The 19,230-nt window shown below is 70.8% G+C and carries 15 protein-coding genes; 7 read left to right on the forward strand and 8 right to left on the reverse strand.

The annotated features are described in order from the left end of the window. Window positions 1-65: 65 nt before the first annotated feature. A complete protein-coding gene (gene metH / locus ACZ66S_RS24950; protein ID WP_469903723.1) occupies window positions 66-3,587 on the reverse strand; it encodes a methionine synthase in 3,522 nt (1,173 codons plus the stop codon). A gap of 284 nt (window positions 3,588-3,871) precedes the next feature. Here metH and ACZ66S_RS24955 point away from each other — a divergent pair, with 284 nt between their 5' ends. The 6 genes from ACZ66S_RS24955 (at window position 3,872) to ACZ66S_RS24980 (ending at window position 11,288) form a co-directional block, all read left to right on the forward strand. Then, a complete protein-coding gene (locus ACZ66S_RS24955; RefSeq protein WP_469903724.1) occupies window positions 3,872-4,645 on the forward strand; it encodes an IclR family transcriptional regulator in 774 nt (257 codons plus the stop codon). A 320-nt stretch (window positions 4,646-4,965) separates the two neighbouring features. Then, complete coding sequence (locus tag ACZ66S_RS24960; RefSeq protein ID WP_469903725.1) at window positions 4,966-5,766, forward strand: MIP/aquaporin family protein; 801 nt, start codon at window positions 4,966-4,968, stop codon at window positions 5,764-5,766. Between the two features lie 80 nt (window positions 5,767-5,846). Further along, on the forward strand, window positions 5,847-7,388 hold the full coding sequence (gene glpK, locus ACZ66S_RS24965; protein ID WP_469903726.1) for a glycerol kinase GlpK: 1,542 nt from the start codon (window positions 5,847-5,849) through the stop codon (window positions 7,386-7,388). 42 nt (window positions 7,389-7,430) lie between these two features. Beyond that, window positions 7,431-9,047: a glycerol-3-phosphate dehydrogenase/oxidase gene (locus ACZ66S_RS24970; RefSeq protein ID WP_469903727.1), complete on the forward strand. Its 1,617-nt coding sequence runs from the start codon at window positions 7,431-7,433 to the stop codon at window positions 9,045-9,047. 234 nt (window positions 9,048-9,281) lie between these two features. Next, window positions 9,282-9,953, forward strand: a complete 672-nt coding sequence (locus ACZ66S_RS24975) for a FadR/GntR family transcriptional regulator (protein WP_469903728.1) — start codon at window positions 9,282-9,284, stop codon at window positions 9,951-9,953. A gap of 318 nt (window positions 9,954-10,271) precedes the next feature. Continuing rightward, window positions 10,272-11,288, forward strand: coding sequence for a PAC2 family protein (locus ACZ66S_RS24980; RefSeq protein ID WP_469903729.1), 1,017 nt, complete (start codon window positions 10,272-10,274; stop codon window positions 11,286-11,288). Between the two features lie 41 nt (window positions 11,289-11,329). On the opposite strand, the gene ACZ66S_RS24985 is transcribed toward ACZ66S_RS24980, so the two are convergent. The 5 genes from ACZ66S_RS24985 to ACZ66S_RS25005 all read right to left on the reverse strand — a co-directional run bounded on the left by ACZ66S_RS24985 (window position 11,330) and on the right by ACZ66S_RS25005 (window position 15,953). Continuing rightward, window positions 11,330-12,262, reverse strand: a complete 933-nt coding sequence (locus tag ACZ66S_RS24985) for an SMP-30/gluconolactonase/LRE family protein (protein ID WP_469903730.1) — start codon at window positions 12,260-12,262, stop codon at window positions 11,330-11,332. A gap of 186 nt (window positions 12,263-12,448) precedes the next feature. After that, window positions 12,449-13,678, reverse strand: coding sequence for a cysteine--1-D-myo-inosityl 2-amino-2-deoxy-alpha-D-glucopyranoside ligase (gene mshC / locus ACZ66S_RS24990; RefSeq protein WP_469903731.1), 1,230 nt, complete (start codon window positions 13,676-13,678; stop codon window positions 12,449-12,451). A 115-nt stretch (window positions 13,679-13,793) separates the two neighbouring features. Further along, window positions 13,794-14,606 carry an SCO1664 family protein gene (locus tag ACZ66S_RS24995; protein WP_469903732.1) on the reverse strand — a complete coding sequence of 271 codons (813 nt, stop codon included), beginning with the start codon at window positions 14,604-14,606 and terminating at the stop codon, window positions 13,794-13,796. Continuing rightward, entirely contained in the window at window positions 14,570-15,160 is a 591-nt protein-coding gene (locus ACZ66S_RS25000) for a DUF3090 domain-containing protein (protein WP_469903733.1), read from the reverse strand. Before ACZ66S_RS25000 ends, ACZ66S_RS24995 begins: the two co-directional genes overlap by 37 nt. A gap of 106 nt (window positions 15,161-15,266) precedes the next feature. Next, entirely contained in the window at window positions 15,267-15,953 is a 687-nt protein-coding gene (locus ACZ66S_RS25005) for a histidine phosphatase family protein (RefSeq protein ID WP_469903734.1), read from the reverse strand. A 61-nt stretch (window positions 15,954-16,014) separates the two neighbouring features. Between ACZ66S_RS25005 and corA the strand changes: the two genes are divergently transcribed. Continuing rightward, window positions 16,015-17,010: a magnesium/cobalt transporter CorA gene (corA, locus tag ACZ66S_RS25010; RefSeq protein ID WP_469903735.1), complete on the forward strand. Its 996-nt coding sequence runs from the start codon at window positions 16,015-16,017 to the stop codon at window positions 17,008-17,010. A 10-nt stretch (window positions 17,011-17,020) separates the two neighbouring features. On the opposite strand, the gene ACZ66S_RS25015 is transcribed toward corA, so the two are convergent. Both ACZ66S_RS25015 and ACZ66S_RS25020 read right to left on the reverse strand, forming a co-directional pair. Continuing rightward, window positions 17,021-17,809, reverse strand: coding sequence for a ferritin-like domain-containing protein (locus ACZ66S_RS25015; protein WP_469903736.1), 789 nt, complete (start codon window positions 17,807-17,809; stop codon window positions 17,021-17,023). A gap of 226 nt (window positions 17,810-18,035) precedes the next feature. Beyond that, window positions 18,036-19,091 (reverse strand): LLM class F420-dependent oxidoreductase, encoded by a 1,056-nt coding sequence (locus ACZ66S_RS25020; RefSeq protein WP_469903737.1) that lies wholly within the window; start codon window positions 19,089-19,091, stop codon window positions 18,036-18,038. Window positions 19,092-19,230 lie beyond the last annotated feature (139 nt).

A 19,230-nucleotide genomic window follows, 5' to 3' on the forward strand; every position in this document is an offset into this window, starting at 1 on the left:
CGGTGGACCGACCAGTGTACGACTTATCCGATCAGTGTGCTCGGTGAGCCGGGCTCGGCGAGCGGTCAGCGGGCGTTGAAGTACTTCGCCTCCGGGTGGTGGATGACGATCGCGTCCGTGGACTGCTCGGGGTGGAGCTGGAACTCCTCGCTCAGGTGGACGCCGATGCGCTCGGGGCGGAGCAGGTCGGCGATCTTGGCCCGGTCCTCCAGGTTGGGGCAGGCGCCGTAGCCGAGGGAGAAGCGGGCGCCCCGGTACTTCAGGGCGAACATGTCCTCGACGTCGGCCGGGTCCTCGCCCGAGAAGCCGAGCTCGGAGCGCACGCGCGCGTGCCAGTACTCGGCCAGCGCCTCGGCCAACTGGACGGACAGGCCGTGCAGTTCGAGGTAGTCGCGGTAGGCGTTGGCCTCGAAGAGCTCCGCGGTCCGCTCGCCGATGCGCGAGCCGACGGTGACGACCTGGAGGCCGACCACGTCGGTCTCCCCCGACTCCTCGGGGCGGAAGAAGTCGGCGAGGCACAGCCGACGGCCGCGGCGCTGGCGCGGGAAGGTGAAGCGGGTGCGCTCGTTGCCCTGCTCGTCCAGGATGATCAGGTCGTCGTCCTTGGACACGCACGGGAAGTAGCCGTAGACCACGGCGGCTTCCAGGAGGTTCTCCGTCTGGAGCTTGTCCAGCAGGCCGCGCAGCCGGGGCCGTCCGTCCGTCTCGACGAGCTCCTCGTACGTCGGTCCCTCGCCGGTGCGGGCCTGCTTGAGCCCCCACTGGCCCTTGAACAGGGCGCCCTCGTCGAGCCAGGAGGCGTACTCCTTGAGCTGGATGCCCTTGATGACACGGGTGTCCCAGAACGGCGGGGTGGGCACCGGGTTGTCGGTCGACACGTCGGAGCGGACGTGCCCCTCCTCCGGGCGCTCCTCCTCGACGACCGTGGCGCTCGCGCGCACCCGGCGCTGCTTCAGCTCGGGCAGCTTGGCGCCGGGCACACCCCGCTTGACGCCGATGAGGGCGTCCATGAGGCGCAGCCCCTCGAAGGCGTCGCGGGCGTAGCGGACCTCGCCCTCGTAGATCTCGTGGAGGTCCTGTTCGACGTACGCCCTGGTCAGCGCGGCTCCGCCGAGGATGACCGGGAAGTCGGCGGCCAGGCCGCGCTGGTTGAGCTCCTCCAGGTTCTCCTTCATGATCACCGTGGACTTGACCAGGAGGCCCGACATGCCGATGACGTCGGCGCGGTGCTCGGCGGCGGCGTCCAGGATCGCGGAGACCGGCTGCTTGATGCCGAGGTTGACCACGTTGTAGCCGTTGTTGGACAGGATGATGTCGACGAGGTTCTTGCCGATGTCGTGGACGTCGCCGCGGACGGTGGCGAGCACGATGGTGCCCTTGCCGGCCTCGTCGCCCTCGACCTTCTCCATGTGCGGTTCGAGGTAGGCGACGGCGGTCTTCATGACCTCGGCGGACTGCAGGACGAACGGCAACTGCATCTGGCCGGAGCCGAAGAGCTCGCCGACGACCTTCATGCCGTCCAGGAGGGTGTCGTTGACGATGTCCAGTGCGGGGCGCGTCTGGAGGGCCTCGGCGAGGTCGTCCTCCAGGCCGTTCTTCTCGCCGTCGATGATGCGGCGCTTGAGGCGCTCGTCCAGCGGCAGGGCGGCCAGTTCCTCGGCGCGGCCCGCCTTGAGGGACTTGGTGGTGGCGCCCTCGAAGAGGGCCATCAGCTTCTGCAGCGGGTCGTAGCCCTCGGCGCGCCGGTCGTAGATGAGGTCGAGGGCGGTCTGCACCTCTTCCTCGCTGAAGCGGGCGATCGGGAGGATCTTCGACGCGTGGACGATCGCCGAGTCCAGGCCCGCCTTGGTGCACTCGTCGAGGAAGACCGAGTTGAGCAGGACGCGGGCGGCCGGGTTGAGGCCGAAGGAGATGTTGGACAGGCCCAGCGTGGTCTGGACGTCCGGGTGGCGGCGCTTGAGCTCGCGGATCGCCTCGATGGTGGCGACGCCGTCCTTGCGGGACTCCTCCTGACCGGTGCAGATGGTGAAGGTCAGGGTGTCGATGAGGATGTCCGACTCGTGGATGCCCCAGTTGCCGGTCAGGTCGTCGATGAGCCGTTCGGCGATCTCGACCTTCTTCTCGGGGGTGCGGGCCTGGCCCTCCTCGTCGATGGTCAGCGCGATCAGCGCGGCGCCGTGCTCCTGGGCGAGCTTGGTGACCTTCGCGAAGCGGGACTCGGGGCCGTCGCCGTCCTCGTAGTTGACGGAGTTGATGACCGCGCGGCCGCCGAGCTTCTCCAGGCCGGCCTCGATGACCGGGACCTCGGTGGAGTCCAGGACGATCGGCAGGGTGGAGGCGGTGGCGAAGCGGCCGGCGAGCTCCTTCATGTCGGCGACGCCGTCCCGGCCCACGTAGTCCACGCAGAGGTCCAGCATGTGGGCGCCCTCGCGGATCTGCTCGCGGGCCATCTCCACACAGTCGTCCCAGCGGGCCTCCAGCATGGCCTCGCGGAACTTCTTGGAGCCGTTGGCGTTGGTGCGCTCGCCGATGGCCAGGTAGGAGGTGTCCTGGCGGAACGGGACCGTCTGGTAGAGGGAGGCGGCGCCGGGCTCGGGCTGCGGGTGGCGCTCGGCCGGCGTGAGGTCGCGGACCCGTTCGACGACCTGGCGCAGGTGCTCGGGGGTGGTGCCGCAGCAGCCGCCGATCAGGGACAGGCCGTAGTCGCGGACGAAGTTCTCCTGGGCGTCGGCCAGGCCCGCCGGGTCGAGCGGGAAGTGCGCGCCGTCCTTGGTGAGGATGGGCAGACCGGCGTTCGGCATGCACAGCAGCGGGATGCGGGAGTGCCGGGCGAGGTAGCGCAGGTGCTCGCTCATCTCGGCCGGGCCGGTCGAGCAGTTCAGGCCGATCATGTCGATGCCGAGCGGCTCCAGCGCGGTGAGCGCGGCGCCGATCTCGGAGCCGAGCAGCATGGTGCCGGTGGTCTCGAACGCCATCGAGACCACGAGCGGCACGTCGGCGCCGGTGGCCTCCAGCGCGCGGCGGGCGCCCAGCACGGACGCCTTGGTCTGGAGCAGGTCCTGGGTGGTCTCGACGATCAGGGCGTCGGCGCCGCCGGCGAGGAGGCCCTCGACGTTGGCCTGGTAGCCGTCGCGGATCGTGGCGTAGTCGATGTGGCCGAGGGTGGGCAGCTTGGTGCCGGGGCCGACGGAGCCCAGGACCCAGCGCTGGCGGCCGTCGCGGGCGGTGTGCTCGTCGGCCGCCTCACGGGCGATGCGGGCACCGGCCTCGGACAGTTCGTGCACGCGGTCGGCGATGTCGTACTCCGACGCGGCCGTGTGGTTGGACCCGAACGTGTTGGTCTCGACGCAGTCGACGCCCACCGCGAAGTACGCGTCGTGGACCGAACGGACGATGTCGGGCCGGGTGACGTTCAGGATCTCGTTGCAGCCCTCGAGGTTCTCGAAGTCCTCGAGTGTGGGGTCCTGCGCCTGGAGCATGGTGCCCATCGCTCCGTCGGCCACCACCACTCTCGTGGCGAGCGCCTCACGGAGCGCGGACACACGGGTCCGGCTGTCGGCGGAAGGGGTCAGTGGCGACGAGGCCATGAAGGGGCTCCCTCGGTTGCGACGGCTGTCGGCTTCAGGCGCCCGCGAGTCGTCCCACGCCGGGCGCACCACGCCAGAGTAGCCGGGTCCCCTAGAGGATGGACGGCACGTCCACGGGGCGGACGAGGATGGCGGCCAGGTCACCCGCGGGATACCAGTGACACAACAGATGCCGACCGACCATTAGCGGGAGGTCGGCATCGACCGGTAGTGTTCGACATTGCCGAACAGCGGCATCGACGCCGTGGCACTCGGCTGTCGAAGGGGACGGAGGCAGAACGGCGATGGCACGGAACATCCAGTCGCTCGAACGGGCGGCCGCGATGCTGCGGCTCCTCGCGGGCGGCGAGCGGAGACTCGGCCTGTCGGACATCGCCTCGTCCCTGGGCCTGGCCAAGGGCACCGCGCACGGCATCCTGCGCACCCTCCAGCAGGAGGGGTTCGTGGAGCAGGACGAGGCCTCGGGGCGGTATCAGCTCGGCGCCGAGCTGCTGCGCCTGGGCACCACCTACCTCGACGTGCACGAGCTGCGCGCGCGTGCGCTCGTGTGGACGGACGACCTGGCCCGCTCCAGCGGCGAGAGCGTCCACCTGGGCGTGCTGCACCAGCACGGCGTGCTGATCGTGCACCACGTCTTCCGGCCCGACGACAGCCGGCAGGTGCTGGAGATCGGGGCGATGCAGCCCCTGCACTGCACGGCGCTGGGCAAGGTGCTCTCGGCGTACGACCCGGTGGCGCACAGCGAGGCGCTGGAGAGCGACCGCAAGGCGTTCACCGAGCGGACCGTGTGCGACCTGGAGGACTTCGAGCAGATCCTCGACCTCACGCGCGCGCGTGGGTACGCGGCCGACGTGGAGGAGACCTGGGAGGGCGTCGCCTCCATCGCCGCGCCCATCCACGACCGGCGGCGGATGCCGGTGGGCGCGGTCGGCATCACGGGCGCCGTTGAGCGGCTGTGCCGGCCCGACGAGGAGGGTGCGCTGCGTCCCGAGCTGATCGCGGCGGTGCGGGACTGCGCCCGCGCGGTCTCCCGGGACCTGGGTGCCGGGCGGTTCTGACGACCCTGGGACGGGGCCGGTACGTCGGTGACGTGCCGGCCCTCAGTCGTACCCTGACACAACGGCACAAATCGCCGAAACAAGATCGTTGACTCACAGCAGTCAATAACGATCGAGTTTTCGACTACAGAACTCTTGACGTGCGCGTGAGCCCGGAGCAAGACTCCCGTCCATCGGTCGGCATTGTCGAACACCTACCGGCAATACGCGCTAGAGTGTGACAACGCCAAGGGCCGGCATCGCTCTCACCCCGAGAGCAGCTCGAACCTCCGGAGGGACCCGGGGTTCGGTCCCCTGGACGAAGGACAAAGGAGTCGCGGGTGTCCAGCTCCGACATCTTCATCGGTGAGACCATCGGTACCGCCGTACTCATCCTGCTCGGCGGTGGCGTGTGCGCCGCCGTCACGCTGAAGGCCTCCAAGGCCCGTAACGCCGGCTGGCTCGCCATCACCTTCGGGTGGGGCTTCGCCGTGCTGACGGCCGTCTACACCTCGGCGCCGCTCTCGGGCGCCCACCTCAACCCGGCCGTGACACTCGCGCTCGCGCTGAAGAAGGACGGCATCGACTGGAGTGACGTCCCGATCTACTGGGGCGGTCAGCTCCTCGGCGCCATGATCGGTGCCGCACTGGTGTGGGTGGCCTACTACGGCCAGTTCCACGCGCACCTGACCGACAAGGAGATCGTCGGCGCCCCGGGTGCGCAGGCCACGGCCACCAAGGCCGTCGAGGCGCAGGAGAAGGGCGCCGGCCCGGTCCTGGGCATCTTCTCCACCGGCCCCGAGGTCCGCGTCGCCTGGCAGAACGTCGCCACGGAGGTCATCGGCACGATCGTGCTGGTGCTGGCCGTCCTCACGCAGGGCCTGAACGGCGACGGCAAGGGCCTCGGCACCCTGGGCGCCCTGATCACCGCACTGGTCGTCGTCTCCATCGGTCTGTCCCTCGGCGGCCCGACCGGCTACGCGATCAACCCGGCCCGTGACCTCGGCCCGCGTATCGTGCACGCCCTCCTGCCCCTGCCCAACAAGGGCGGCTCCGACTGGAGCTACGCCTGGGTCCCGATCGTCGGTCCGCTGATCGGCGGCGCGATCGCCGCAGGCATCTACAACATCGCTTTCGCCTAGAACACCGAAGAGCCGCAGAGCGCAGCAGTCGTAGAGCAGTCGCAGCCAGCCCCTCACCCACGGATCCCCAGGAGCACACAGTGACCGACGCCCACACCGCCGGCCCCTTCATCGCCGCCATCGACCAGGGCACCACCTCCAGCCGCTGCATCGTCTTCGACCGGGACGGCCGGATCGTCTCGGTCGACCAGAAGGAGCACGAGCAGATCTTCCCGAAGCCGGGCTGGGTCGAGCACAACGCCAACGAGATCTGGACCAACGTCCAGGAGGTCGTCGCCGGAGCCATCCAGAAGGCCGGCATCACCCGCGACGACATCAAGGCCATCGGCATCACCAACCAGCGCGAGACCACGCTGCTGTGGGACAAGAACACCGGTGAGCCCGTCCACAACGCCATCGTCTGGCAGGACACCCGCACCGACGCCCTGTGCAAGGAGCTCGGCCGCAACGTCGGACAGGACCGCTTCCGCCGCGAGACGGGTCTCCCCCTCGCCTCCTACTTCGCCGGCCCGAAGGCCCGCTGGCTGCTCGACAACGTCGAGGGCCTGCGCGAGCGCGCCGAGCGCGGCGACATCCTCTTCGGCACCATGGACACCTGGGTCATCTGGAACCTGACCGGTGGTGTCGACGGCGGCAAGCACTACACCGACGTCACCAACGCCTCCCGCACCATGCTGATGAACCTCCACACCCTGGAGTGGGACGAGAAGATCGCCGAGTCCATCGGCGTGCCGCTGTCGATGCTCCCCGAGATCCGCTCCTCCGCCGAGGTCTACGGCGAGGTCACCGGCGGCAAGCTGGGCGACCTGCTCGGCGGCATCCCGGTCGCCTCGGCGCTCGGCGACCAGCAGGCGGCCCTGTTCGGGCAGACCTGTTTCGCCGAGGGCGAGGCCAAGTCGACGTACGGCACCGGCACCTTCATGCTGATGAACACCGGTGACAAGATCATCAACTCGTACTCGGGGCTGCTGACGACCGTCGGCTACCGCATCGGCGACGAGGCGCCGGTCTACGCCCTGGAGGGCTCGATCGCCGTCACCGGTTCGCTGGTGCAGTGGATGCGCGACCAGATGGGCCTGATCTCCACCGCCGCCGAGATCGAGACGCTCGCGCTCTCGGTCGAGGACAACGGCGGCGCGTACTTCGTGCCCGCCTTCTCCGGACTCTTCGCCCCCTACTGGCGCCCGGACGCCCGCGGTGTGATCGCCGGCCTCACCCGGTACGTCACCAAGGCGCACATCGCGCGCGCCGTCCTGGAGGCCACCGCCTGGCAGACCCGTGAGATCAGTGACGCCATGACCAAGGACTCCGGTGTCGAACTCGCGGCCCTCAAGGTCGACGGCGGCATGACCTCCAACAACCTGTTGATGCAGACGCTCTCGGACTTCCTCGACGCCCCCGTGGTGCGCCCGATGGTCGCCGAGACCACCTGCCTCGGCGCCGCCTACGCCGCCGGTCTCGCCGTCGGCTTCTGGACCAGCACCGGCGACCTGCGCGCCAACTGGCGCCGGGCCGCCGAGTGGACCCCCAACATGGCCGCGGAGAAGCGCGACCGTGAGTACAAGAGCTGGCTCAAGGCCGTCGAGCGGACCATGGGCTGGCTCGAGGACGACGAGAGCTGAGCACCACCCTCAACAGCTCTGACGAGGAGTAAGAACCCCACCATGACCAGTCAGTCCACCCTGCAGTCCGTGCCTGCCCTCGGTACGCACCCGGCCTCCGGCTCCCACCCGAGCCGCGCCGAGACCCGGGAGCAGCTCTCCAAGGCGTCGTACGACCTTCTCGTGATCGGCGGCGGCATCCTGGGCATCTCCACCGCCTGGCACGCCGCGCAGTCCGGCCTCAGGGTGGCTCTGGTCGACGCCGGCGACTTCGCCGGCGCCACCTCCTCCGCCTCCTCCAAGCTGCTCCACGGCGGTCTGCGCTACCTGCAGACCGGCGCGGTGAAGCTGGTGGCGGAGAACCACTTCGAGCGCCGTGCGGTCTCCCGCCAGGTGGCCCCCCACCTGGCGAACCCGCTCACCTTCTACCTCCCCGTGTACAAGGGCGGGCCGCACGGCGCCGCGAAGCTCGGGGCGGGCGTCTTCGCCTACTCCGCGCTCTCGGCGTTCGGTGACGGCGTCGGCCACCTCCTGTCCCCCGCCAGGGCGGCGCAGGACGTGCCCGAGCTGCGCACCGACAACCTCAAGGCCGTGGCCGTGTACGGCGACGACCAGATGAACGACGCGCGCATGGCGCTGATGACGGTCCGCGCGGCCGTCGAGGCGGGCGCGGTCGTGCTCAACCACGCCGAGGTGACCGGTCTCCGCTTCACCAGGGGCCGGGTGACCGGCGCGGACCTGCGCGACCGGCAGTCCGGCGACGAGTTCGGCGTCAACGCCCGCCTCGTGCTGAACGCGACCGGACCGTGGGTCGACCACCTGCGCAGGATGGAGGACCCGAACGCGGCGCCCTCCATCCGCCTGTCCAAGGGCGCCCACCTGGTCCTGAAGCGGACCTCGCCGTGGAAGGCCGCGCTCGCGACCCCCATCGACAAGTACCGGATCACCTTCGCGCTGCCCTGGGAGGACATGCTCCTGCTCGGCACCACGGACGAGGAGTTCGAGGGCGACCCGGCGGACGTCACGGTCACCGAGAAGGACACGGCCCAGATACTCGACGAGGCCGCGTTCTCGGTCCGCGACCAGCAGCTCTCCCGTGATCTGATCACGTACGCCTTCGCGGGCCTGCGGGTGCTGCCGGGCGGTCCCGGTGACACCGCCAAGGCCAAGCGCGAGACGGTCGTGACCGAGGGCAGGGGCGGCATGCTGTCCGTCGCGGGCGGCAAGTGGACGACCTTCCGGCACATCGGCCGTACGGTCATGCAGAAGCTGGAGGCGCTGCCGGGCGCCCCGCTCGGTGACGACTACGAACCCGTCTCCGCCCTGCCGAAGCGGCTCCCGCTTCCCGGCGTCGCCAACCCGCGCGCGGTCGCGCACCGCCTGCTGGTGGACAACCCGGCGCCCGGTCCGCGCATGGCCGCCGACACCGCCAAGCACCTGGCGACCCACTACGGCTCCCTCGCCTTCGACATCGCCCGCCTCGCCAACGAGAACCCGGAGCTGGGCGAGCGGGTGCACCCGGACGCCCCGGAGATCTGGGCGCAGGTCGTGTACGCCCGGGACAACGAGTGGGCGGAGACGCCGGACGACGTGCTGCGCCGCCGCACCACGCTGACGATCCGGGGTCTGGCCACGGACGAGGTCCGGGCGAAGGTCCAGGACCTGCTCGACAAGAAGTAGCCCCGGGCCCGGTCCCTCCCCTCCCCGACCGGGACCGGCGTTCCGAGAACGGCCCCTCGACTCCCCCGTGGGGCCGGCCGGTGGAAGGGGGCGGCTCCCCGCCGACGGAGCCGCCCCCTTTCGCGTGCCGTGCGGTGCGCGGGCCCGCGCGGAAAGGGGCGGTGCCGGGCAGCCCCATAATGTGCTCAGACATCCGACGTCTCAGCGCACCGCGGGGCGAGAAGGAGGCCGGACATGGCTGTCACCGACGAGGCGATCGAGAAGATCAAGGGCATGATCGTCTCCGGCTCGCTGCGCCCCGGCGACCGGCTCCCCAAGGAGAGCGAGCTCGCCTCCGAGCTGGGGCTGTCCCGCAACTCGCTGCGCGAGGCCGTGCGGGCGCTGTCGCTGATCCGCATCCTGGACGTACGGCAGGGCGACGGCACCTACGTGACCAGTCTGGACCCGCAACTCCTGCTGGAGGCGCTGAGCTTCGTCGTGGACTTCCACCGCGACGACACGGTCCTGGAGTTCCTGGCGGTGCGCCGCATCCTGGAACCGGCCGCCACCGCGATGGCCGCCGCCCGGATCAGCGAGCAGCAACTGGACGCGCTGAGCGCCCAGTTGGACAAGCTCGGCGACAGCCCGTCGGTGGAGGAACTGGTCGCCTGCGATCTCGACTTCCACCGCGGGATCGTGCAGAGCTCCGGCAACTCCGTGCTCTGCTCCCTCCTGGACGGCCTGTCCGGACCCACCACCCGGGCCCGGATCTGGCGCGGCCTGACCCAGGAGGACGCGGTCAGCCGCACCCTGCACGAGCACCGCGCGATCCTGGCCGCGCTGCGGGACCGGGACGGCGAGGCGGCCCGCTCCTGGGCCACGGTGCACATCGCGAGCGTCGAGCAGTGGCTGCGCTCCACGCTGTGAGCCACTCGGGCCCGGGTCGCCCGGACCGGCATCCGGGTGTGGGCGCGCTCCCGGTGAGGGCCCCGACGATCTCCCTGTGGCCGCCGTGCGAGGAGGTGAAACGGTGTGGCCGGGTGGACATCGGAGCTCTTCCGGACCGGGGCGGGCACGGCGTCCGGTACGAGGGGTTGGGCGGCGGTGTGCGCGAGGCGGGGGTGTTCGGGGGTGGCGAACGGGGCAGTGATCGTTCACTCCCCCGTGCAAGGGGGCTGCGGGCGCCCCCGCCGGACGCCGTAAGGTTGGTGCGTTAGGCGAGGGCACGTCGGAAGGAGGCGCTGGGTGATCGAGCTCGAGGGGGTTCCCGAGCTGATCGACCCGGTCATGGTGGCCGCGTTCGAGGGCTGGAACGACGCCGGCGACGCCGCCTCCACCGCGGTCGCGCATCTGGACAAGGAGTGGAAGGGCGAGGTGTTCGCGGCGCTGGACGCCGAGGACTACTACGACTTCCAGGTCAACCGCCCCACGGTGTGGCTGGACGGCGGAGTGCGCAAGATCACGTGGCCGACGACAAGGTTGTCCGTGGTCCGCGTCGGCGGTGAGAAGCCGCGCGATCTCGTGCTGGTCCGCGGAATCGAACCGTCGATGCGATGGCGCTCGTTCTGCAACGAGTTGCTGGGCTTCGCGCACGAACTGGGCGTGGAACTGGTGGTGATCCTGGGCGCGCTGCTCGGTGACACCCCGCACACCCGTCCGGTGCCGATCAGCGGGACCACGTCCGATCCGGACCTGGCCCGGCGGATGGACCTGGAGGAGACCAAGTACGAGGGTCCCACCGGGATCGTCGGCATCCTCCAGGAGGCCTGCACGCACGCGGGCGTGCCCGCGGTGTCGCTGTGGGCGGCCGTACCGCACTACGTGTCGCAGCCGCCGAACCCGAAGGCGACGCTGGCCCTCCTGAACCGTCTGGAGGACCTGATCGACGTGCGGATCCCGCTGGGCGAACTGGCCGAGGACGCGCGGGCCTGGCAGGTGGGCGTGGACCAACTGGCCGCCGAGGACAGCGAGGTCGCGGAGTACGTCCAGACGCTGGAGGAGGCCCGGGACACCGCGGAGCTGCCGGAGGCCTCGGGCGAGGCGATCGCCCGGGAGTTCGAGCGGTACCTGCGGCGCCGGGACGGCGGCCAGCCGGGTCAGCCGGGCGGGCACGCGACCGCGGACGGAAGCGACAGTTCGGCCTATCTGCGGGACGGCCCCGGCGGTCGTGCGAAGCCGTCCAGGCCGCCGCGGCCGGAGGCGGAGAGCGGGCCGGAGCGGGAGCCGGGGACGGACGACGAGGACTCGTCGCCGGAGGACTGAGCGGAGGAGGGCGGTGCGCACGCACCGCCCTCTCCGGTCTCTCAGACCTGGTCCACCGCCACCGCGTCGTACTCGGTGGCGGGCGTGGGTTCCACGTCGAAGCGCGCGTTGGGCAGGTAGAGCCTCTTCCCCCAGGCGGCGACCGTCGTGGGGATGCGGAAGCGCGGGTCGGTGATGCGGGCGATCGCGGTGCCGCGGGTGCCGGAGTCGTTCAGCCGGAACACGTCGATCGCGTTCTGCTGCTGCTGAACGGCGTAGAGGATCCGCCCGAGCAGCAACAGCCCGTCGCCGTTGGGGAGTTTCGCACCGCCCAGGTCGACGGCCCGGGCGGCGCCGGTGCGCGGGTCGACCCGCATGAGGCCGCCGCCGTTCGCGTAGCCGTTCACCACGAGCAGGGCGCGGCCGTCGGGGGTGCGCTCGATGCCGTTGGCGGTGAAGTCGGGCCCCTGCTGCCAGTCCCCGGTCAGCGGTACGGTCGTCACCGCGCCCTTGGCGAGCCTGTAGAGCACCGGCTTGAAGGAGTCGGTGAACCAGGCGGCGCCCGGGGTGAGGATCACGTCGTTCACGAAGGTGCCGCCGGTGGCGTACACGTGCTCGGTCTCGCCGGAGCGGGCGTCGACGGTCCGGATCTCGCCGCTGTCACCGCCCGCGAGGAAGAGTCTGCGGCCGTGCCGGTCGATCTTCAGGCCGACGGTGGGGCGCCCGGAGCCCCGTGCGACGACCTTGCCGCGGCCGGTGGCCAGGCTCGCCCGGTAGATGTCGCCGTCGGCGAGCGAGCCGAACCAGGCGTGGGGCGTGGTGCCGATGGTGATGCCCTCGGGCTGGAAGCCGTCGGGCAGCGGGAACTGCGCGGGCCACGCGGTGTGCCGGGTTCCGGCCGCGTGCGCGGTGCCGCCGAGCAGGGCGGCTCCGGTCAGCGCGGCGGTCGTGGTCAGGAGGGTGCGACGTGCGAAGGAACGGTCTGCGGGTGCCACGGTGCGTCCTTCCGCAAGGGGGCCGGCGTACGGCCGGCCGTACGGTCAAGCGACGCTCCCACCCCATCACATGACGGCCGTCTCCACAGCCGTCGGCCGAATTGTGCCGTGACGCCGGTTCCCTGACAGCCCGGAAGGGGGGCGATTCCACCGCTCGGTGACAACGCCCCCCTTCCGTACGTCCTTCTAGAGGGCCACGCCGAGCAGCGCGTCCACCGCGCGGGTCACCACACCGGGCGCGCCCATGTCGGTACCCCCCTGCTCCTCCTGGAGGGCGGCCCAGCGGTCGACGGCGGCCAGCGCGGCGGGCGCGTCGAGGTCGTTCGCGAGGGCCTCGCGGATCTCCTCGACGAGCGCTTCGGCGGCCGGTCCGTCGGGCCGGGAGACGGCGGCACGCCAGCGGCCCAGCCGGTCCACGGCGTCCCGGAGGACCTGGTCGGTCCACTCCCAGTCCGCCCGGTAGTGGTGGGCGAGCAGCGCCAGCCGGATGGCCGCGGGGTCCACGCCGTCGCGCCGCAGGCGGGACACGAAGACCAGGTTGCCCTTGGACTTGGACATCTTCTCGCCGTCCAGGGCGACCATGCCGGCGTGGACGTACGCCTTGGCCATGGGGAACTCGCCGGTCAGCACCTGGGCGTGGGAGGCGCCCATCTCGTGGTGCGGGAAGGCGAGGTCGGAGCCGCCGCCCTGGACGTCGAAGGTCATGCCGAGGTGGTCCAGGGCGATGGCCACGCACTCGATGTGCCAGCCGGGGCGTCCCGCACCGAGCGAGGCGCCGTCCCAGCTCGGTTCGCCCTCGCGGGCGGCCATCCACAGCATCGGGTCGAGGGGGTTCTTCTTGCCCGGGCGGTCCGGGTCGCCGCCGCGCTCGGCGGACAGCAGCCGCATGGCGGCCGCGTCGAGGTTCGAGACCTTGCCGAAGTTCGGGTCGGACTCGACGGAGAAGTAGACGTCCCCTTCGAGTTCGTAGGCGGCACCGGCGTCCCGCAGCCGCTCGACGAGGGGCACGATCCCGGGTATCGCCTCGACCGCGCCGATGTAGTGCTGCGGCGGCAGCATGCGCAGGGCGGTCATGTCCTCGCGGAAGAGGGCCGTCTCCTTCTCGGCGAGGGCGGCCCAGTCGAGGCTGTCCCGCTCGGCGCGCTCCAGGAGCGGGTCGTCGATGTCGGTGACGTTCTGGACGTAGTGAACCTGACGCTTCGTGTCGAGCCACACGCGCTGCACGAGGTCGAACGCGTTGTAGGTCGCCGCGTGCCCCATGTGGGTGGCGTCGTACGGCGTGATGCCGCAGACGTAGAGACGAGCGACGGGACCGGGGTCGAGGGAGACCAAGCCACCGGTCGCGGTGTCGTGGATCCTCAGGTCGCGGCCCTGACCAGGCAGGGCGGGGACCTCGGAAGCGGGCCAGGCATGCATGTCATGAGCCTAACCGGACGGATGTTCCGTATACGAACCGGACCGGGCCGGATGGCCGGTAAGGCCTTCTTGCGCGGTACCGCCCCCTGTGCAGTGCCCCCTGTGCGGTGTCCCGTCAGACGGGCGGCCAGGGAATGGCCGGCCACTCGCCGCTCGGCTCGGGGTGCTTCCCGGAGTCCAGCAGCGCGTCGACACGCGCGCGTGTGGCGTCGATCTCGGCGGGGGTGATCAGGGTGGCGAGCCGCGCGGCCAGCTCGCCCGCAAGGGCCTCCCTGAGGCCCTTCAGCACGTCGACCGCCTCACCCGTCAGGGGCTCCCCCGCCCAGCCCCACAGCAGGGTCCGCAGCTTGTTCTCGACGTTGAAGGTCACGCCGTGGTCGATGCCGTAGAGACGGCCGCCCTCGGCGGGCAGCAGGTGGCCGCCCTTGCGGTCCGCGTTGTTGATCACCGCGTCCAGGACGGCGAGCCTGCGCAGCCGCTCGTCGTCGGCGTGCACCAGCAGCGCGGTCCGGCCCTCGCCGACCTCGGCGAGACCGATGGCCTTCCAGCCCGGCTCGGGCTCCTCGCCGTCGACCAGGGCGAGCAGCTCACTGCCGGGCGCCCCCTCGATCCAGAGCTGGCACATGCCCTCGCCGAAGGGCCCGTCGCGCAGCACGGTGGGCGGCACCAGGCCCCAGCCGGTCGCCTCGGACACCTCGTACGCGGCGACCTCGCGCTGGGCGAGGGTGCCGTCCGGGAAGTCCCACAGGGGCCGCTCGCCGCGGACCGGCTTGTAGACGCAGAAGGCCTCCTGGCCCTCGTACGCGACGGAGCAGTGCAGCACCGCGTTGGAGGCGTCCCGGATCTGCCCGCGTACCGTCAGCTCGCCCCGGGCGAGCAGCTCTGCCGTGGTCACGCTCCGCGGCGGTATCCGTTCTGGCGCGGACATACGTGTCCTTCCGGGTCGAGCGGGAGGCTGCACAGCGGGCACGGCGGCCGCCCCGCGTTGACGACGTCCAGGGCGCGCTTGGCAAAGGCCCTGGCCTGCGCGCCGGTGAGGCGGACCCGCAGCATCGGGGGTCCGTTCTCCTCGTCCTGGAGGAGTCTCTCCTCGGCCTCGGCGAGGTCCTCCTCGGAGTCGGCCTCCAGCTCCACGAGGGCCTGCGCCTCGACGATCATGCGCTGCTCCTCGCCGTCCCAGGCGAGGGCCATGGTACCGACCCGGAACTCCTCCTCGACGGGGGTGTCGAGGGGCGCCATGTCGGCGATCTCGGTGGGCGGCACGGCGGGCACGGAGGCGCTGCCGCCGCTGCGGCGCACGACCTCGTCGAGGAGTTCGTCCATCCGCTCGGCCAGGGCGGCCACCTGCGTCTTCTCCAGGGCCACGCTGGTCACCCGGGGGCCGGCCGTGGCCTGGAGGAAGAACGTACGGCGTCCGGGCAGTCCGACCGTGCCGGCCACGAAGCGGTCCGGCGGGTCATAGAGGAACACCTGACGGGACACGTCCTGTCTCCATTGGATTCGTGAGTACGGGAACGACGGGGAACGAGGGGGACGTCCATGCGTGAACGCGCTTGTGTGAACCGCTTCACCCTACTGCGCCCGACGATCACGGTGCGCCCGCACCACCACCGACCGGGGCGTCACCGCTCGCGGCCTCCTCGCGCGGCACCAGGGACGCGAAGTCACCGGTGTCGCCGAGGCGGACGAGAAACGGCCGCAGACGTGTGTAACGGATGACGGTGATGGAACACGGTTCGACGGAGATCCTCTGGAAGAGGTCGAGATGAAGTCCGAGTGCGTCGGCGACGAGCGACTTGATGATGTCGCCGTGCGAGCACATCAGATAGACGGCGTCGGCTCCGTGATCGCGCTCCACGCGCGCGTTCCACTCGCGTACGGCCTCCGCCGCGCGCGTCTGCATCGCGCGCATGGACTCGCCGCCGGGGAACGCGGCCGCGGAGGGGTGCGCCTGGACGACCTCCATGAGCGGCTCGTCCATGAGCTCGGCGAGCTTGCGGCCGGACCAGTCGCCGTAGTGGCACTCCCCGATCCGCTCCTCGGTGTGGGCGGGGAGGCCGGGGCGGGCGTCGAGCAGCGGCTGGATCGTCTCCTGGCAGCGTTGCAGGGGGCTGGCGACGACCTCGGAGATCGGCACCCCTTCGAGCCGTCCGGGCAGCGAGGCGGCCTGCGCGGCGCCGCGCTCGTCCAGGGCGACTCCGGGCGTCCACCCGGCGAGCAGTCCCTCGGTGTTCGCGGTGGAGCGTCCGTGCCTGACAAGGATCAACGTGGGCATGCGGCCAGGGTAGGCGTACGCCGGACCGCGGCGTCCTGCGAGCGAAGGGAGAATACGCTCCGTGATCGTTGACTGTGCCATCTACCGGGAGGGGCAGCGCTCGGAGGGCCCCGAGGACCTGTCGGACGCGCTGGATCAGGCGCGGCAGGCGGGCGGGTTCGTCTGGATCGGGCTGCACGAGCCGTCGGAGAAGGAGTTCGAGCTGGTCACCAAGGAGTTCGGACTGCATCCGCTGGCGGTGGAGGACGCCCTCAAGGCGCATCAGCGGCCCAAGCTGGAGGTGTACGACGACTCGCTCTTCGTGGTCCTCAAGCCCGTCGTGTACGAACCGGACAGCGACACCGTGTCCACCGGCGAGGTCATGCTCTTCCTCGGCGACGGCTTCGTGGTGACGGTCCGTCATGGCGTGGGGTCGCCGCTGAAGGCCGTGCGGGATCGCCTGGAGCAGGAGCCGAAGCTGCTCGGCAAGGGGCCCACCTCGGTGCTGTACGCGGTGGCCGACGCGGTCGTGGACCACTACCTGGAGGTGGCGACGGAGCTCGGGACCGACCTGGAGGAGCTGGAGGCGGAGGTGTTCTCGCCGGACGGCGGCGGCTCCCGCAACACCGCTTCGCGCATCTACACCTTCAAGCGGCAGATCCTGGAGTTCCGCCGGGCGACCGTCCCGCTGTCGATGCCGCTGACCCGGCTCGCGGGCGTGGGGGCGTACGGCGGGACGGTGCCGTTCGTGAACGACAAGGCGCGGCCCTTCTTCCGGGACGTCAACGACCATCTCGCGCGCGTGAACGAGTCGGTGGAGGGCCTGGACCGGCTGGTGTCGGACGTGCTGTCGGCGCATCTCGCGCAGATGAGCGTCCGGCAGAACGACGACATGCGGAAGATCTCCGCGTGGGCGGCCATGGCGGCGATCCCCACGATGATCGCGGGGATCTACGGCATGAACTTCGAGCACATGCCCGAGCTGCACTGGGTGTGGGCGTATCCGGCGGTGATCGCGTTGATGGCCGTGCTGGAAGTGCTGCTGTACCGGACGTTCAAGCGCCGGGGTTGGTTGTAGCGGGCGCTCCTCAGGCGAACTCGGGGGCGGAGGTGGCGGGTCCGCCGAGGGCGTTGCGGCGCTCCGGCGGCTTCAGGGAGACCATGCGGCGCCAGCCCGCGGCGCGTTCGTAGGCGTAGACGGCGTGGATGCCCGCGGCGAGGACGGCGGCCTTCGCGCGGGACCAGCCGAGGATGCGGCCCATGTGGGCCATCACCGCGAGGCTGACGTCCCGGTAGACGCGGATCTCGGCCAGCGCGCACTCCCTGAGCGTGCGCTGGATGGCGCGGCCGTGGCCGGCGTGGGCGAAGCGCAGCAGTTCCTCGTGGCAGTAGGCGAGGTGGTTGTCCTCGTCGGCCGAGATCATCTTCACCGCGCGGCCCAGTTCGGGGTGGTCGGCGAAGTGCTTGCGCAGCAGCTCCATCTGCTCGGAGGCGCGCTGCTCGGTGACCCGGCTGTGCGCGAGGTAGGTGACGATGTCGTGCACGGTCAGCGGCTCGTCGCTCTTCAGCTTCTCGTGGGCGAGACCGATGCCGTGCTGCTCCAGGAGCATCGTGTAGTCCGTCTCCGGCGGGACGGGGACGGGTTCGAGGGCGCGCTTCTTCAGCAGGGCGTTGAAGATCCGCCCATGCTTGTCCTCGTCGGCGCCATGGCGGGTGATCTTGGGGGCGAGTGCGCGTTCGCTCGGCGGTACCAGGGCGGCGATGCGGGCGTTCTCCCAGCCGCCCTGCGACTCCCCGCTGGCGGCGATGGAGCAGAACAGCCGGAAGGACTCGTCGTGGTCGAGGATCTCCTGGAACAGACTCTTGGCCGAAAGCATCGTGGGGCACCTCTCTGCGGGATCCGCGGCAATCCGCAAAGAACGAGTCAAATGCGGCGCGAGGGGTGCTGCAACAGCAGTGGCGGAGAACTCCGCCAAAAGGAGGACCACCGGGGTCACCAGAGGGGCGTAACCGCGCGGGCGTGGGCGCGTTGAATCACGGTGACGGCCGTGGCGGGGAAGACCCCCGAGCCCCCACCACGGCCGTAGAGCTTCCGGAGGGCGGTCAGGCGAGACCGGCACGCTCCAGGGCCTCGGTGCCGGCGCGGAGTGAGGCCAGGCGCTCGTCGAGGGTGAAGCCCGCGGGGGCCAGGGTCAGGGTGGTGACGCCGGCCGCCGCGTACTCCTTCATGCGGTCCGCGATGCGGTCCACGGAGCCGAGCAGGGTCGTCTTGTCGATGAGGTCGTGCGGGACGGCGGCCGCGGCGCCGTCCTTGTCGCCGGACAGGTACTTGTCCTGGATCTCGGCGGCCGCCGCCTCGAACCCCATGCGCTGGGCGAGCTGGTTGTAGAAGTTCTGCTTGCGGCTGCCCATGCCGCCCACGTACAGCGCGGTGTAGGGGCGGAAGGTGTCGGCGAGGCTGCTGACGTCCTTGTCCTCGCCGAGCGCGAGCGGCAGGGTCGGGCAGACGTCGAACCCGTCGAGGGTCTTGCCGGCCTTCTCGCGGCCCGCCCGCAGGTACCGGATCGCGGTGTCCTCCAGGTGCTCGGCGGAGGGGAAGATCAGCAGGGCGCCGTCGGCGATCTCGCCGGTCTGCTCCAGGTTCTTCGGGCCGATCGCGGCGATGTACAGCGGGATGTGCTCGCGCTCGGGGTGCACGGTCAGCTTGATCGGCTTGCCGGGGCCGCCAGGCAGCGGCAGCGTCCAGTGCTGTCCCTCGTAGGACAGGCGCTCGCGCGACATGGCCTTGCGCACGATCTCGACGTACTCACGCGTGCGTGCCAGCGGCTTGTCGAACTTGACGCCGTACCAGCCCTCGGAGACCTGCGGTCCCGAGACACCGAGGCCGAGACGGAAGCGGCCGCCGGAGAGGGAGTCGAGAGTGGCGGCGGTCATCGCGGTCATCGCCGGCTGCCGGGCCGGGATCTGGAAGATGGCCGAGCCCACGTCGATGCGCTCGGTCTGGGCGGCGACCCAGGTGAGCACGGTGGCCGCGTCCGAGCCGTAGGCCTCGGCGGCCCAGCAGACGGCGTATCCGAGCCGGTCGGCCTCCTGGGCGACGGCGAGATTGTCCGCGTCCATTCCGGCACCCCAGTAGCCGAGGTTGATCCCGAGCTGCATGGCCGATTCCCCTTACCGATCAGTAACGTCCTTGTCGGCAGACCTTAGCGCGGCGGAGCCGTCCCGGGCAGGCCGCGGCCCCTGCCGTGAACGGGCCTCGAATACCGCGCACCTGTCTGAATCCGTTGTCCACAGGCCC

This window comes from Streptomyces sp. NPDC107471, assembly GCF_055582845.1.